Source organism: Rhizobium sp. CB3060 (assembly GCF_025200735.1).
GTDB lineage: Bacteria > Pseudomonadota > Alphaproteobacteria > Rhizobiales > Rhizobiaceae > Rhizobium.
The window spans coordinates 219,881-234,049 of sequence record NZ_CP104158.1 but is presented as its reverse complement, the minus strand read 5'-3'; the positions used below and the strand labels follow the sequence as shown (position 1 = coordinate 234,049).

Below are 14,169 nucleotides of genomic sequence, written 5' to 3'. Positions count from 1 at the left end.
GATTCAAAAGACTACAGCGACCTTTGTGCGCTCATATGAACGCACGGCGCTCTATCCCTTTGCTTTTACGCATTCCGGACGGAAAGCCGCTTCGCACTTTTCCCGGAATTGCTTTAGTGGAAAGAGCGCACAAGGCTGCCGACCAGCAGGTTCCAGCCGTCGATCAGCACGAAGAAAAGGATCTTGAAGGGCAGCGAGATCGATGTCGGCGGCAGCATCATCATGCCCATCGCCATGACGATGGTCGAGACGATCAGGTCGATGACCAGAAACGGCAGAACGACCAGGAAGCCGATTTCAAAACCACGGCGGATTTCCGAGATCATGAAAGCCGGGATCAGCACGCGATAATCGATCTTGTTGTCGACCACGACCGTTTGCCCGCGCTCCTGCGCCAGATCGACGAAGAGCTTAATGTCCTTGTCGCGCGTGTTGTTGGACATGAAGGTGCGGAAAGGCTCGGCGATGCGCTGAACGGCATCGGCCTCCGAAATCTGATTGGCCATCAGCGGCTGCGCGCCATCCTTCCAGGCCTGATCGAAGGTCGGCGACATGACGTAGAAGGTCATGAACAGCGCGAGGCTCAGCAGGATCGTGTTCGACGGCGTGGTGGACAAGCCCATGCCCGAACGCAGGATCGAAAACGCGATGATGAAGCGCGGAAAGCTCGTCACCATGATGAGGATGCCTGGCGCGATCGACAGGATCGTCAACAGCCCGAAGGTGCGAATGATCCAAGCCGCGACCGAGCCGTTCACCGGGACATTGAAGAGATCCGTCGGGAGCTGTTGCGGCAATTGCTGCGCCATCGCCATCTCAGGCGAAAACGCAGCGAAAACCAATATAAGTAAAACAAATAATAATCGAATCATTCGATCACGAAAGTTCTGAACATAACTTTCGATACCCGCCCTTCCGAGCGAAGGTCAACACGTTCCTGAACGTCATCCCGAAGATATTGGAAGCCGCGCGGGCCTTCGACCTGCTGCAGCGAAACCGTGCGAACATAGGCGAGGATATCCTGATGGATGGCCTCCGCAAGCTGCGCGTCCGGCTTGCCCTTGAACATCAGCGCGATTTCGAGCCGGATCCAGTTTTGCGAGGGATAGGCAAGATTGGTCGTGATCGGATCGAGTTGAATGATGCCGTTTGCTTCCGCGGCGGCCGCTGCCTGCTTTTCGCCGGTGGGCGTCTGCTCCGCGGCCTTTGCCACGGCCGTCGCCGTCTTGATCTTCGGGGAGACCATAGTGCCGAGGAACCAGCCGCCGCCACCGCCGAGAACCGTCAGGATCACCAGCCCGACAATCATCATGATCAGCGGCGATCCCTTGCCTTTTTCCGATGCGTCTGCCGCTGCTGCCATGTCTCTGTCCGCCTGTTACCAAAATACCGTGTGGCTGCCCGGCCGTCAGAGCGGCGACAGCAGGTCGACCGCCTGCTGGCCGCGCGGCGGCTGCTGAATTTCCGTCAGACGGCCGCGGCCGCCGTAGGAGATACGCGCTTCGGCGATCTTGTCGTAGGAGATCGTGTTTTCCGACGTGACGTCCTGAGGCCGGACGATACCGGCGACGTTCAGGATACGAATCTCCTGGTTCATCCGCACTTCCTGCGAACCGCTGATCATCAGGTTGCCGTTTTCGAGAACGCCGGTGACGACCGCGGCAACAAGCAGAGTGATCTGCTCGGAACGCTGCATCTTGCCCTTGGCGTCAGTGCTGGTGTCGGAGCCGGAGGTTGCGTCAGCATTGGTGCTCGGCTGCCAGCCAAAGATCTTGGCGGTGATATCCCAGTTCATATCGCTCTTGTTCGTGCGACTGCGATTGGTCTCGTTATCCCAGTTCGCCTTGTCGTTGATCGAGATATTGACCGTCAGGATGTCACCGACATTGAGCGCTCGCGAATCCTTGAAAAGGGCAGCCTGCGAATCGTTCCAGAGCGAATACCCCTGCGCCACCTGATGCGGCCGCTTCGGATACTGCAACATTTGCGGCGTCTGCGCATATTGCAGGCCGCTGCCGATCGGGCTCATAGCAGGCGCCCTGCCGATTTCCTTCAGAGCCTGCGACTGACAACCGGCGAGGAAAACGACGACTGCGCACGTGGCCGTAAGACGCATGTTCATGAGGGGTCCTTCGACTTCGATGTATTCGGATCGGACGCGCTGGAGATGATGTTGGTGACAACAGCGGCCTTCTGCGCGTCCATCTCCGCCAGAATGAGGCTCGACTGGCGCGGTGAGAGTTTCATGATGATCGCAGCCGCTACGGTGACCTTGACCTCATTAAGGCTTGCCGCCGCCGCATCGGGCTTCATGTTTTTGTAGATGTCGACCAGGCCGGAATCGGCGGTCTTCAAGAAGTCGTCGCGCCGCTTCAGCCAGTCTTCGTATTCCGCCTTGCGCTTGTCCATCGTGGCGATGCGCTGGTCGACATCGGCCTGCAGTTTCTCAAGCTCCTGCTTCTGTAGCAGATAGCGCTGGTCGCGGGCCGGGTCCGCGATGTTCGTGCAGAACTGTTTGATCTCGTCCTGGCTCGAAGCCGGGTCGACGACCGGCTTCGGCGCTTCCTGCGCCGCCGCGGCCGAGACCGACAGCAGCAACGCCGTCGCCACACAGCCGGAGGTCAGCAATTTCCTGGCGATGGCGATCGATGTCATTGCAGCACGAGCTCCGCTTGCAGGGCGCCGGCCGATTTGATGCCTTGCAGGATGGCGATGATGCCGTCCGGCTTGACGCCGATATTGTTCAGCCCGGAGACCAGCGTCTTCAGATCGGGTCCTTCGAGCACGGCGACGCGGCCGCCACTCTTGCTCGCGGTGATATCCGTCTGATCCTGAACGGCCGTCTCACCGTTCGAGAAGGGCTCCGGCTGCACGATCTGCGGGTTTTCACTGACCTGAACCGTCAAGGTGCCGTAGCTGACGGCGACCGGCGAGACACGGACATCGGCACCGATGACGATCGTTCCGGTGCGTTCATTGATGACGACCTTGGCAGGCGTGTCGGTCTGGACGTCGAGATTTTCGATATCCGCCATCAGCCGCGTCAGATCCGCCATCTTCGGCTTTTCGATCGCAACTTCCTGGGAATCCTTGGCCTCGGCGATCGGACCGCCGAAATGCGAGGTCGCCCAGGCATTGACCGTATCGGCGATGCGGATTGAGGTGGAGAAATCCGGATTGCGCAACTGCAGGACAAGATTGACCGAATCCTTGAAACGCGACGGCAGTTCGCGTTCGATGATGGCGCCGCCCGGCACGCGGCCGGCGGTGGTGGTGCCTTCGGTGACGCTCGCGGCCGCCCCCTGGGCCTGGAAGCCAGAGACGATAACCGAGCCCTGCGCCACGGCGTAGATCTGCCCGTCGGCACCGCTGAGCGAGGTCATGATCAGCGTACCGCCGCGCAGCGACGTCGCATCGCCAAGCGAGCTGACCGTGACGTCGATGCGGCTGCCTGGGCTTGCGAAGGGCGGCAGATTGGTCGTCACCATGACGGCGGCGGTATTCTTGGCGGCGGACTGGCCGCCCTGCGTCGAAATGCCGAGATTCTGCAGCATCGCGCGCATGGACTGTTCAGTGAAGGGCGAGGAACGCAGGCTGTCGCCGGTTCCCTGGAGACCGACGATCAGGCCGTAGCCGATCAACTGGTTGTCGCGGCCGGCCTGCAGCGAGGCTATGTCCTTGATGCGCGATTGCATCGCCAGCGCCGGATCGGCGACGATCAGGCTCGGCAATGCCAGCAAAACCCCGAGGAAATGGCGAAGGCTTCTCATTTTGCGACCACTCGGATCGTGCCGTTTTCGAGAACAGTACCGTTGACGATGATGCCGGAGTCCAGATTGCGGGCTCGTACGCTATCGCCGACCGCGCCGTCATCCAGCGGCGTTCCAGCCGCGGTGATCGTCATGCTGCCCATGCTCATCACCAGACGGATATTGGAGCCACGTGTCACGGCAAAGGGCTGGCGCAGCGCCGAAATGGAGATGGTTCGGCCGGGCAGAAGCGTGCGTTTCGACACCAAGCCGGTTACATCCCGGATCCGCTTGGCGTAATCGCCGGTCAGATTCGGATTGGTGACGTCGACCTCTTCGAGCTGACCGCTGCTGATGATATCGCCCGGATAAATCGTCTCGGTCGGCACGACGGCGGTCCCCAGGCTGGTGCCATCGGTGCCCGTTGCGCCGGCGGGAGCGGCCGACACGAACATGACGGAGAGGCTCGCCGCGGCGAGCCAGGCCATTGCTAAGCTTTTCATCCGGCGAACCCTCATGTTCGGCCCGTCCTCTCGTTACTTCAGATCTTTGCTGACGATCTGCGCCATGTCGTCGGCGGTGGTGATGACCTTGGAATTCATCTCGTAGGCACGCTGCGCGCTGATCAGATCGGTGATTTCCTTGACCGCATCGACGTTCGACGATTCCAGATAGCCTTGCTTCATGTAGGCGAAGCCGTTGGTATTGGGATCGGAGACGACGGGATCGCCGGAGGCCGGCGTCTGGGTGAAGAGGTTGCTGCCCATCGGCTGCAAACCGGCTTCGTTGACGAAGTTGGCGATCTGCAACTGGCCGAGAACGGTCGGCGTCGTCGCGGTGCCGATCGTCGCCGAGACCTGACCGGATTCGTTGATGACGATGTTGCTGGCATTGTTCGGGATCGTGATCCCCGGCTCCAGCACGTTGCCGTCCGCGGTCACCATCTGGCCCGTATCGCTCTTGTTGAACGAACCGGCGCGCGTATAGGCCGTCGTGCCGTCGGGCATCTGAATCTGGAACCATCCGCGGCCGACCAGCGCGACGTCGAGATCGTTCTGCGTCTGCGACAGTTCGCCCTGGATCTGAATGTTGCGCACGGCCGTCGTCTGCACGCCGAGACCGATATTGGCGCCTTCCGGCACCACGGCCTGGTTCGGCCGGTTGGAAATGCCCTTGGCGCGTTCGGTCTGGTACAAAAGGTCCGAGAACTCGGCGCGGGAACGCTTGTAACCCGTCGTATTGATGTTCGCGATGTTGTTCGCGATTACTTCGAGGTTGGTCTGCTGGGCGTCCATGCCCGTCGCGGCAATAGCGAGCGCTCTCATGTCTTCGTCCTTCGAGCTAGAGCGTGATCCCGAAAGCCGCAAAGCGGCTTTGAACAAGATCGCGCCAAATCAAATAATGGGAGCGGGGCCACCCGCCCTAAATCTGCATTTTCGTAATATCGAGAAAGGCGGAGACCATCTTGTCGCGCAGCGCGATCGCCGTCTGCAGCGTCTGATCCGCCTGCATGACCTTGTCGACCACTTCGCGGGTGCTCATCGTGCCCTTGATGCCGGCGAAGGAGGCGTTTTCGGCTTCCTTCAGCGTATTGACCGTGTCTTTCGCCACGTTGGACATTACCGAGGCGAAGCTTGCGCCGGTCGCATTTCCAAGCGTTGTTCCAAGCGTCGGCGCCAGGCTGTTGGACGAAGAGGAGCTTTCGTCGGTGGTAATGTTGCCGAGACCGCGGACTGCGGAAAGGGAGGAGACATTCTTGATAGCGTCAATCATTGTGCATTCTTCAAGAGATCGATGGTGGAATTGATGAGATCGCGCGACTGCTTGATCGTTTGCAGATTGGCCTCATAGGAACGATTGGCTTCGCGCATATCGGCCATTTCAACGAGGACGTTGACGTTGGGCATCTTCACATAGCCCTTCGGGTCCGCCGCCGGATTGTCTGGGTCGTATTCCTCGACGAACTTGCTGGTGTCCTCGCCCAACTTCTTCACACCCACCGTGGTCAGGTTGTTGGCGCGATCGAGCTCGGCGCCGAACGTCACGGTCTTGCGGCGATAGGGATCGGAACCGGGGGTGTCGCCCGTCGAACGGGCATTGGCGATATTTTCGGAAACAACACGCAGGCGGGTCGATTGGGCCTCCAGGCCGGAGCCCGCAATCTTCAACGCGGCTGATAAAGGGTCCATAACATCTTCACTTCATCTATTGTTTTACGGTCATCAACATCATGCGATGAAAGGAGCTGACCAGCGCGGTGTTCAAACCGTACTGGCGTTGGATGTCGCCGGTTTTGGCGAGCTCGTCTTCCAGGCCGACGGTGTTACCCGACTCCTGGACGCCGATTTCCTGATTGAGCGACGCTTCCTCGACGTTGACGTCGCCGCTCTCACTGAATTCATTGCCCGAAAAATGCGCCGGGTTGGTCTTCGCCATGCCGACATTCTCGTTGTCGAGAACGGCTTGAAACGGCGTGACGTCCTTGGCGTGGTACTTCGGGGTATTGGCATTGGCGATATTGCCGGCAACGACCTCCTGGCGAACCTGGAGCCACTCGGCTTGCCGCGAGGCCAGGTCAAAGAGCTGAATGGGTTGCATGGGCTTCTCTCCGTTCTTACAGCAGGACCCTAGAGGGATAATCTTGCGTGGGACTTGCGGGGGATGCGTTCTTGCTAAAGTCTTTACTAAGCCTGATACGCAGGCGATTGCGGGCTCTCAATTGTGGCCGTAGACGTCACCGGTGGAAGTGACGATGACCCACTTTCCGTCGCGCTGCTCGATCGTCGCCAAGCGGCTGTTATCGGGCAGGATCGAGCCGACACGCACGACATACATGCCGGTGTCATCCTCAATGAGCGCCCGGCCGTTTGCGACGTGCAGCAAATGGAACGGCGACTTGCCGGGAAACGGCTGATCTTCGGCCGGCTGGCCCTTGTCATCCTCGCGTCCAACATTGCTGACCGTTGCCGTCGTCAGCGGATCGGGAGCGAAATCTTTCGGCCCATCGGGATTTTTGTTGACCATGGCAAGCGGCGAAACGTTGACGATCTCGCGTCCCGGCCAGTTCGGCAGATCGCGGGTGCGCTCGCCCTCGGCAACGTGAATGCCGAACTTGTCGGGGTTCAGGAACACATACCAGGGGAAGAAAGCCGAAATACCGGCGAGCAACAGACCGGTGCCAGCCAGGGCCTTATCGGTAAAGGTTCGCCTTTTTGCCGGCTTCAGCGGAGCGACCGGTTCGTCTGCATCGGATTCTCTCACGTCTGGCCTCTCCCTCGGCATGGCCCGAAATGCGTGAAGCGGTTTCGGACGGGATGATGCGAAATCAAATGGTTGGAGCGAACGACATTTCGTGGAAACCTCATTTCGCTCTCGGCTGGATGTTTGCGGCCGAGCCGTTTTTCAACGCGGTCGCAAGGTCGGTGAAGGCGTCGGCCGAAGGCCGTTCGCCGGGGGTCTGTTTCAGAATGTCGTAGATGATCGGCACCTGGCGGACGGCCATGTCGAGATCCGGGTCGCTGCCCTGGCGGTATCCGCCGATCAGGCGCAGGTCGCGGGTTTCTTCATAGCGGTGCACAAGTGCCTTCAGGCGCGAAACCAGCTTTTCCTGATCCGGTGTCCAGGCCTTGCGCGCCAAGCGCGACACTGAGGCCAACGGATCGATCGGCGGATAACGCCCCTCTTCCGCCAGGCTGCGCTGCAGGACGATATGGCCATCGAGAATGCCGCGGGTGGAATCGGCGATCGGGTCGTTGTGATTGTCGCCGTCGACGAGGATGGAGATGATCGCGGTGATCGTGCCGGTCCCTTCCGGACCTGGTCCTGCACGCTCCAGAAGGCGCGGCAGTTCGGTGAAAACCGAGGCCGGATAACCACGCGCGATCGGCGGCTCGCCGGAGGCCGTCGCCACTTCGCGAATGGCATGGGCAAAGCGGGTGACGCTGTCGACGATCAACAGCACATTGTCGCCCTGGTCGCGGAAATGCTCGGCGATGGTGATGGCAGACAATGGCGCCATCTTGCGCAGCATCGGGCTCTCATCGCTGGTCGCGACGATGGCGATCGACTTCTGCATGTGCGAACCCAGCGTGTCCTCGATGAATTCACGCACTTCACGGCCACGTTCGCCGACCAACGCAATCACCACCTTGTCGAAAGCATTGGCCCGGGCGAGCATCGACAGCAGCGTCGACTTGCCGACGCCGGAACCGGCGAAGATGCCGAGACGCTGACCGAGGCAGAGCGGCGAGAAGATGTCGATGGCGCGCACGCCGGTCTTGAAACCCGTCTCGACGCGCTTGCGCGTCATCGAGGGTGGCGCGGTGTTGGAGATCGAGCGCGAGTCCATGCCTGCCGTCAGCGGTCCCAGGCCATCGATCGGCTCGCACAGCGAGTTGATCGTACGCCCGCACCAGCTATCCGTCGGCGCGATACGGAAGGCGCCCTTGCGGATGATGACGTCGTGGATGCCGATCGGCTCGCCCGGCTCGATCGGACAGACGTAGGTCAATTCCGGCTCGACGCGGACAACTTCGCCGAGATGGATGCCGGTCGGGGAACGGTGGGCGACGAACTCGCCGAGGCGCACATGCCTGGAAAGGCCGGCGACGGTGTAGTGCCCGGCCGCGATGGTGCGTACATGGCCGCCATCGGCAACCGTGTTTTCCGCCATCAAATATTGATCCGCCAAAGCGGCCATCCGCGAGAATCTCGGCGACATCGCGCCCTCGGGCATCCCATCCTCGAACATCATCCGACCCTCTTACTGGCTGCCGCCGAGGGTCTTGATGGCGTCCGTGAGCGTGCTTTCGCTGCTGCTGGTAAGCGTCGAGATATTGTCGAAGGCGCGGCTGACTTCGATAAGCTGGGTCATTTCCCGCATGCCGTTGACGTTGGAATTTTCGAGATAGCCCTGGGCGATACCGATATGGGAGTGGTCGACGACGGACTGCGGGGAGTCCGTCGGTAACACGCCGCTATTGTCATAGCGCAGGAAGCCCTTGCTGATATCGGAGCTATAGAGCCCGATCTTGCCGACCTGCTTGCCGTTTTGAGCGATCGTGCCATCCGAGGAGACGCTCGGCGCGCCGCCGCCGGGGTCGAGCTGGATCGGTGCGCCGCCGGGATCAAGCACCGGATAGCCTCTGGTGGAGACCAGGGCGCCGCTCTCGGTCATGGTAAAGCGGCCATCGCGCGTCAGAACCATGCCAGCCGGCGTGTTGAGACCGAACCAAGCATCGCCCTTGACCGCAAAATCGAAGAGATTGCCGGTGTTTTCCAGTTCGCCGTTGTCGGTAGAGAGATAGTCGTTGCCTTGCGAGACGAAGGCGACTTTGGCGTTGAGCTTGTTTTCGGTATTGCTGAGGACTTGATTGAACTTGACCTCGGTGCCACGAAAACCCGTGGTATTCACGTTGGCCATGTTATCGGCGATCGTCGTCAGACGCCGCTCGAGCGCCATCTGCGATGACAGCGCCACATAAATACCAGACTGCATTTTTCAAGCCCTCCGGACATTGGAGAATAACGGGAAAGGAAACGCCAGATATCGCGGCGCTCCGACATGTCGTTAGCCGGGCATGAATGCCCTTACCCGATACTCTGCCAGCACTGGCTTGTGCGAAGCTGACACGGCGAAAGGCCGCTTCGAAGCGCGCCGAACAGCCTCACGCAAGGCAGGTCTCCTACTTCAACGGAGGAAGCAACGTTCAGGTGTGGACTGGCGATGAATATTATTATCGGATTTGTAGTGACCTGCGGCTGCATCATAGGCAGCTTCATGGCGATGGGCGGGCATGTGGACGCGCTGTTCCAGCCCTTCGAATTTGTCATCATCGCGGGCGCCGGCATCGGCGGCTTCATCATGGCCAATCCGATGAAGGTCGTGAAGGATTCCGGCAAGGCGCTGGGCGAGGCCTTCAAGCATTCGGTTCCGAAGGAGCGCAATTATCTCGATACGCTCGGCGTGCTCTACGCGCTGATGCGCGATCTGCGCACCAAGTCACGCAACGAAATCGAAGCCCATATCGACAACCCGGACGAATCCGTAATCTTCCAAGCCGCCCCGACGGTGCTGAAGAACAAGGAACTGACGGCCTTCATCTGCGACTATGTCCGCCTCATCATCATCGGCAACGCCCGCTCCCACGAGATCGAGGCGCTGATGGACGAGGAAATCAACACTATCCTGCACGACAAGATGAAGCCCTATCATGCCATCACGATCATGGGCGATTCCTTCCCGGCCATCGGTATCGTCGCCGCCGTTCTCGGCGTCATCAAGGCCATGAGCCACATCAACGATTCGCCGGAAGTGCTCGGTCACCTCATCGGCTCGGCGCTGGTCGGCACCTTCCTCGGCATTCTCCTTTCCTATTCCGTCTGCGCGCCCCTCGTGTCGCAGATCAAGATCGTACGCAGCAAGCAGCATCGCCTCTACGTGATCGTCAAGCAGACGCTGCTGGCCTACATGAACGGCTCCGTGCCGCAGGTGGCACTCGAATACGGCCGCAAGACCATCTCCTCCTACGAACGGCCGTCGATCGATGCCGTCGAGCAGGAAATGATGAATCCCGGCGGTGAGAGCAAGGCGGCCTGACGACCATGAGCCAGCAATCATCCGCCAAGGCGCATACGATGGACCGCGCCCTCTTCGCCAAGCTGACCGGCGGCCTCGGAGATCAGGCAACCGTCGGAAAGCTCGCCGCCGCCTTCGGCCAGGTCTACGGCGAATTCCTCCCCGACTTCATCAAGAGCGAAACGGGCCTCGACGTGTCCGTCGCCTATTCCGGCTGCCAGTCGGGACTGATGAACGATCTTATCGCCGGCCTCGGCGGCAACTGCGCGCTTGTGAACGGTTCGCTACGCAACTGGGCACCGCAATTCGTTCTCGGCTGCGGCACAGGCTTCATAATGACCCTGATGGAGCACATGCTGGGCGCGCTGCCCGAGACCATCGAGGCACCCCTTCCGCGGCCGCTTTCGATCATCGAGCTCGACCTTGCCGTCATGGTGTTCGACAAGATCGCCAACGTGCTGCGCTCGGCGGTCAATGCGGCTGGCGGTTTCGAACCCAATCTCGATCCGCCGTATAATATCGAGAATCGCCCGAAGCCGGCTGCCGACCAGGTCGATGAATTCGCCGCTGCCATCACCATGATGATTTCGCTCGGCAAGACCGTCTCGGAAATCGTCGTCATCATACCGCAGCAGGTTCTGCTGCGGACCGTCGTCAGCCCACCGCGAGCCAAGAACCCGTCCGCAGCGTCGGAAGCATGGACGGAGCAGCTCAGCGAACAGGTGCGTCGCTCACAGGTGACGCTCGAGGCCCGCATCCAGCTGGAATCGCTGACGCTGAACACAATTTCGAGACTCGCCGTCGGCGATGTCATTCCCTTCATGGACGCAGGCGATGTTCGCGTCGAGGTCAGCGCCAACAGCAAGGACCTCTACATCTGCGAATTCGGCCGTTCGGGCGAAAATTACACGGTGCGCGTCAAGGACAATGTGAATTCCGACGACGAGCTTCTTCGACACCTGATGAATTGACCGGCTGGCGGGTGCCTGGGGCACCCACGGCAGCTTGAGGCAAGTTTCAACTGGAATAGTGATTTCATGGCTAGGAAGACGACACAGAAAAGCGGCGAGGAATCGCTGGAAGTTGAAAACAGCGACGCCGCATTGGATGAGGCCATCGACGGCCTGCGCGGCGTGCTGAAGAAAGACACCGACGGTGGCATGCCGGATTTCGGCGCCGATGCATTCGGGGCCGAGCCGGGCACGGATCTTTCGGCCTTCGGCGGCGATTTCGGGGACGACAATGCAGGCTCCGCTTTCGGCGCCAGCGATTTCGGCGGCTCCTCCTTCGCCGAACCGTCAGCTCCGGGCAGCGCGCTGACCGCCAATCTCGACCTGATCATGGACATCCCGATCGACGTTCAGATCGTGCTCGGCAGCAGCCGCATGCAGGTCTCCGGCCTGATGAACCTGACCGAAGGCGCAATTATCGCGCTCGACAAGAAGATCGGCGAGCCCGTCGAGATCACCGTGAACGGCCGCAGAATCGGCCGGGGCGAAATTACCGTGCTGGAACATGATGACACCAGGTTCGGTATCAAGCTCATCGAAGTATCGAATACGAAGAAAAACTGAACTCTGTTCAGAATAAGCCCACTCCCTGTTCGGGACGGAGACGAAGACCATGATGGACTTTGACGATTTCAGCGGCGGCGCCCTCGCCGAGCAACCGTTATCTCAGGCTGAGAAGGCTGCTGCTGTTCTCCTTGCCATGGGTAAACAGGTTGCGGGACGGCTGCTGAAATATTTCACGCAGCATGAATTGCAGCTCATCATCGCGTCTGCGCAGTCGCTGAGGGTTATTCCGCCGGACGAGCTGGCGCAGCTCGTCGCGGAATTCGAGGATCTCTTCACCGAAGGCGCGGGTCTGATGGACAACGCCAAGGCAATCGAAAGCATTCTCGAGGAAGGCTTGACACCCGACGAGGTCGACAGCCTTCTCGGCCGGCGCACCGCCTTCCAGGCTTACGAAACTTCGATCTGGGATCGCCTCGGCGAGGCGGATCCGATTTTCGTCGCCAAGTTCTTCCTGCGCGAACATCCGCAAACCATCGCCTATGTGCTGTCGATGATGCCGTCCTCCTTCGGCGCCAAGGTTCTGCTGCAACTGCCCGAGGCGCAACGCGCCGACATCATGAACCGCACCGTCAATCTCAAGGATGTCAGCCCGAAAGCGGCGCAGATCATCGAAAACCGCGTGCTGGGGCTGATGGCGGAAATCGATGCCGAACGCAATGCTTCCGGCTCGACGAAGGTGGCGGAGCTGATGAACGAGCTGGACAAGCCGCAGGTCGATACGCTGCTCACATCGCTGGAAACGCTCAACAAGGAATCGGTCGACAAGGTGCGTCCGAAGATCTTCCTCTTCGACGACCTCACGCTCATGCCGCAGCCGAGCCGCGTCATGCTGCTCAACGACATCGCGGCCGACATTCTCACCATGGCGCTGCGTGGTTCCTCGTCCGAAATTCGCGAGATCGTGCTCAGTTCGATCAGCCCGCGCCAGCGCCGCATGATCGAATCCGACCTGCAGATCACCACCGGCATCAATCCGCGCGAAATCGCCATCGCGCGGCGCGCCATCGCCCAGGAAGCCATCCGGCTTTCCAATTCCGGCCAGATCGAACTCAAGGCAAAAGACAAGACGCCTGTGGAAGAAGCCGCGTGATCTCAGCGCGACTCACCTAAATCGTCTTAGACTGTTCAGAACAAGGCCGTGCATGATGCACGGCCTCTTTCCGTTTCATGAAGGACGGCTTCTTTGGCTGACGAAGACAAGGACAGTAAAACAGAAAAACCGACGGAGAAAAAACTCCGCGACACGATGGAGAAAGGCAATGTGCCTCACTCCAAGGAAGCGACGCTCTTTGCGTCGATGCTCGCGACCGTCATCTACGTCACCTTCTTCCTGCCGGAGCGCGTCGGGCGCATGGGCGAGGTGCTGCGCGACCTCTTCGAAAAACCCGATCAGTGGCAGCTCGAGACGGGGTCTGACGTCATTTCCTTGTTCATCCGCATCGGCTGGGAAGTCGGCAATCTGCTGCTGCCCGCGGTCGTGCTGTTCTTCGCCTTCGGCATCGGGTCCTCGATGTTCCAGAACCTGCCGACACCCGTTCTCGACCGCATCGCGCCACAGTTTTCCCGCATTTCGCCGGTGGCGGGCTGGGGCCGCATCTTCAGCACGTCGGGTCTGGTGGAATTCGGCAAGTCGCTTGCCAAGATCGTCTTGGTCGGCGTCATCATGTTCTTTGTGCTGCGCGGGCAGTTCTTCCATGCGATCGATTCGCTGGTTTCCGATCCGCAGACGATCTTCGTGCGGCTGACGACCATCATCCAGAAAATTCTGACCATCGTGCTGCTGGCGACAGCCGTCGTCGGCATCGGCGACGTGCTCTGGACCCGCTACCACTGGGTCGATCAGTTGAAAATGACGAAGCAGGAGGTCAAGGAAGAGCACAAGCAATCCCAGGGCGACCCGATCGTCAAATCGAGGCAGCGCTCGATCGCCCGCGACCGTGCCCGCCGGCGCATGATGAAGCAGGTGCCGCGTGCCACGCTGGTCATCGCCAATCCGACCCATTTTGCCGTGGCGCTGCGTTATGTCCGGGAGGAAAACGACGCACCCATCGTCGTCGCCAAGGGGCAGGACCTCATCGCCCTCAAAATCAGGGAGATCGCCGAGGCAAATGGCATCCCCGTCTTCGAAGATCCGCCACTCGCGCGCTCCATGTTTGCGCAAGTCTCGGTAGATAGTGTCATCCCGTCAGTGTTTTACAAGGCCGTCGCAGAGCTGATCCATAGGATCTATGCCACGCAGTCGAACAGAAAACGGGTACGATAAATC

At 60.1% G+C, this 14,169-nt stretch carries 18 protein-coding genes; 5 read left to right on the top strand and 13 right to left on the bottom strand.

The genetic code is table 11. From position 1 onward, the window contains the following. Positions 1–113 precede the first annotated feature (113 nt). The 13 genes from fliP to flgF all read right to left on the bottom strand — a co-directional run bounded on the left by fliP (position 114) and on the right by flgF (position 9,246). Positions 114–872: a flagellar type III secretion system pore protein FliP gene (gene fliP / locus N2601_RS01155; protein ID WP_104822004.1), complete on the bottom strand. Its 759-nt coding sequence runs from the start codon at positions 870–872 to the stop codon at positions 114–116. After that, on the bottom strand, positions 869–1,363 hold the full coding sequence (locus tag N2601_RS01150) for a flagellar basal body-associated FliL family protein (RefSeq protein ID WP_104822003.1): 495 nt from the start codon (positions 1,361–1,363) through the stop codon (positions 869–871). The genes fliP and N2601_RS01150 overlap by 4 nt, the downstream gene beginning before the upstream one ends. Positions 1,364–1,408: 45 nt before the next feature. Beyond that, positions 1,409–2,122, bottom strand: coding sequence for a flagellar basal body L-ring protein FlgH (gene flgH, locus N2601_RS01145; protein WP_104822002.1), 714 nt, complete (start codon positions 2,120–2,122; stop codon positions 1,409–1,411). After that, positions 2,119–2,655 carry a MotE family protein gene (locus tag N2601_RS01140; protein WP_104822001.1) on the bottom strand — a complete coding sequence of 179 codons (537 nt, stop codon included), beginning with the start codon at positions 2,653–2,655 and terminating at the stop codon, positions 2,119–2,121. The genes flgH and N2601_RS01140 overlap by 4 nt, the downstream gene beginning before the upstream one ends. Beyond that, positions 2,652–3,770 (bottom strand): flagellar basal body P-ring protein FlgI, encoded by a 1,119-nt coding sequence (locus tag N2601_RS01135; RefSeq protein WP_104822000.1) that lies wholly within the window; start codon positions 3,768–3,770, stop codon positions 2,652–2,654. Before N2601_RS01135 ends, N2601_RS01140 begins: the two co-directional genes overlap by 4 nt. After that, the gene (flgA, locus tag N2601_RS01130) at positions 3,767–4,252 is read right to left on the bottom strand and encodes a flagellar basal body P-ring formation chaperone FlgA (RefSeq protein WP_245463923.1); all 486 of its coding nucleotides are present in this window, start codon (positions 4,250–4,252) and stop codon (positions 3,767–3,769) included. The genes N2601_RS01135 and flgA overlap by 4 nt, the downstream gene beginning before the upstream one ends. Positions 4,253–4,285: 33 nt before the next feature. Continuing rightward, complete coding sequence (gene flgG, locus N2601_RS01125; protein WP_104821998.1) at positions 4,286–5,074, bottom strand: flagellar basal-body rod protein FlgG; 789 nt, start codon at positions 5,072–5,074, stop codon at positions 4,286–4,288. A 97-nt stretch (positions 5,075–5,171) separates the two neighbouring features. Then, positions 5,172–5,522, bottom strand: a complete 351-nt coding sequence (locus N2601_RS01120) for a flagellar hook-basal body complex protein FliE (RefSeq protein ID WP_104821997.1) — start codon at positions 5,520–5,522, stop codon at positions 5,172–5,174. Further along, the gene (gene flgC, locus N2601_RS01115) at positions 5,519–5,938 is read right to left on the bottom strand and encodes a flagellar basal body rod protein FlgC (protein WP_104821996.1); all 420 of its coding nucleotides are present in this window, start codon (positions 5,936–5,938) and stop codon (positions 5,519–5,521) included. The genes N2601_RS01120 and flgC overlap by 4 nt, the downstream gene beginning before the upstream one ends. 16 nt (positions 5,939–5,954) lie before the next feature. Further along, positions 5,955–6,347 carry a flagellar basal body rod protein FlgB gene (gene flgB, locus N2601_RS01110; RefSeq protein ID WP_104821995.1) on the bottom strand — a complete coding sequence of 131 codons (393 nt, stop codon included), beginning with the start codon at positions 6,345–6,347 and terminating at the stop codon, positions 5,955–5,957. Between the two features lie 117 nt (positions 6,348–6,464). After that, on the bottom strand, positions 6,465–7,031 hold the full coding sequence (locus tag N2601_RS01105) for a flagellar protein (protein WP_445944974.1): 567 nt from the start codon (positions 7,029–7,031) through the stop codon (positions 6,465–6,467). A gap of 79 nt (positions 7,032–7,110) precedes the next feature. Next, positions 7,111–8,499, bottom strand: a complete 1,389-nt coding sequence (fliI, locus tag N2601_RS01100; protein ID WP_104824982.1) for a flagellar protein export ATPase FliI — start codon at positions 8,497–8,499, stop codon at positions 7,111–7,113. 12 nt (positions 8,500–8,511) lie between these two features. Continuing rightward, the gene (gene flgF / locus N2601_RS01095; protein WP_104821993.1) at positions 8,512–9,246 is read right to left on the bottom strand and encodes a flagellar basal-body rod protein FlgF; all 735 of its coding nucleotides are present in this window, start codon (positions 9,244–9,246) and stop codon (positions 8,512–8,514) included. A gap of 228 nt (positions 9,247–9,474) precedes the next feature. Here flgF and motA point away from each other — a divergent pair, with 228 nt between their 5' ends. The 5 genes from motA (at position 9,475) to flhB (ending at position 14,166) form a co-directional block, all read left to right on the top strand. Next, complete coding sequence (gene motA / locus N2601_RS01090; RefSeq protein ID WP_104821992.1) at positions 9,475–10,347, top strand: flagellar motor stator protein MotA; 873 nt, start codon at positions 9,475–9,477, stop codon at positions 10,345–10,347. A 5-nt stretch (positions 10,348–10,352) separates the two neighbouring features. Further along, on the top strand, positions 10,353–11,297 hold the full coding sequence (locus N2601_RS01085; protein WP_104821991.1) for a FliM/FliN family flagellar motor switch protein: 945 nt from the start codon (positions 10,353–10,355) through the stop codon (positions 11,295–11,297). Between the two features lie 66 nt (positions 11,298–11,363). Beyond that, entirely contained in the window at positions 11,364–11,900 is a 537-nt protein-coding gene (fliN, locus tag N2601_RS01080; RefSeq protein WP_104821990.1) for a flagellar motor switch protein FliN, read from the top strand. Positions 11,901–11,949: 49 nt separating this feature from the next. Beyond that, positions 11,950–12,993: a flagellar motor switch protein FliG gene (gene fliG / locus N2601_RS01075; protein ID WP_104821989.1), complete on the top strand. Its 1,044-nt coding sequence runs from the start codon at positions 11,950–11,952 to the stop codon at positions 12,991–12,993. A 93-nt stretch (positions 12,994–13,086) separates the two neighbouring features. Then, entirely contained in the window at positions 13,087–14,166 is a 1,080-nt protein-coding gene (flhB, locus tag N2601_RS01070; RefSeq protein ID WP_104821988.1) for a flagellar biosynthesis protein FlhB, read from the top strand. Positions 14,167–14,169: the final 3 nt, after the last annotated feature.

Excerpts from the sequence above, each read along its gene's own strand:
- flgB (WP_104821995.1), bottom strand. The coding sequence starts at position 6,347 with ATGCAACCCATTCAGCTCTTTGACCTGGCCTCGCGGCAAGCCGAGTGG.
- N2601_RS01135 (WP_104822000.1), bottom strand. The coding sequence starts at position 3,770 with ATGAGAAGCCTTCGCCATTTCCTCGGGGTTTTGCTGGCATTGCCGAGC.
- N2601_RS01120 (WP_104821997.1), bottom strand. The coding sequence starts at position 5,522 with ATGATTGACGCTATCAAGAATGTCTCCTCCCTTTCCGCAGTCCGCGGT.
- motA (WP_104821992.1), top strand. The coding sequence starts at position 9,475 with ATGAATATTATTATCGGATTTGTAGTGACCTGCGGCTGCATCATAGGC.
- fliN (WP_104821990.1), top strand. The coding sequence starts at position 11,364 with ATGGCTAGGAAGACGACACAGAAAAGCGGCGAGGAATCGCTGGAAGTT.
- N2601_RS01140 (WP_104822001.1), bottom strand. The coding sequence starts at position 2,655 with ATGACATCGATCGCCATCGCCAGGAAATTGCTGACCTCCGGCTGTGTG.
- flgG (WP_104821998.1), bottom strand. The coding sequence starts at position 5,074 with ATGAGAGCGCTCGCTATTGCCGCGACGGGCATGGACGCCCAGCAGACC.
- fliI (WP_104824982.1), bottom strand. The coding sequence starts at position 8,499 with ATGTTCGAGGATGGGATGCCCGAGGGCGCGATGTCGCCGAGATTCTCG.
- fliP (WP_104822004.1), bottom strand. The coding sequence starts at position 872 with ATGATTCGATTATTATTTGTTTTACTTATATTGGTTTTCGCTGCGTTT.
- N2601_RS01085 (WP_104821991.1), top strand. The coding sequence starts at position 10,353 with ATGAGCCAGCAATCATCCGCCAAGGCGCATACGATGGACCGCGCCCTC.
- flgF (WP_104821993.1), bottom strand. The coding sequence starts at position 9,246 with ATGCAGTCTGGTATTTATGTGGCGCTGTCATCGCAGATGGCGCTCGAG.
- flgH (WP_104822002.1), bottom strand. The coding sequence starts at position 2,122 with ATGAACATGCGTCTTACGGCCACGTGCGCAGTCGTCGTTTTCCTCGCC.
- flgA (WP_245463923.1), bottom strand. The coding sequence starts at position 4,252 with ATGAAAAGCTTAGCAATGGCCTGGCTCGCCGCGGCGAGCCTCTCCGTC.
- N2601_RS01105 (WP_445944974.1), bottom strand. The coding sequence starts at position 7,031 with ATGCCGAGGGAGAGGCCAGACGTGAGAGAATCCGATGCAGACGAACCG.
- fliG (WP_104821989.1), top strand. The coding sequence starts at position 11,950 with ATGATGGACTTTGACGATTTCAGCGGCGGCGCCCTCGCCGAGCAACCG.
- N2601_RS01150 (WP_104822003.1), bottom strand. The coding sequence starts at position 1,363 with ATGGCAGCAGCGGCAGACGCATCGGAAAAAGGCAAGGGATCGCCGCTG.
- flgC (WP_104821996.1), bottom strand. The coding sequence starts at position 5,938 with ATGGACCCTTTATCAGCCGCGTTGAAGATTGCGGGCTCCGGCCTGGAG.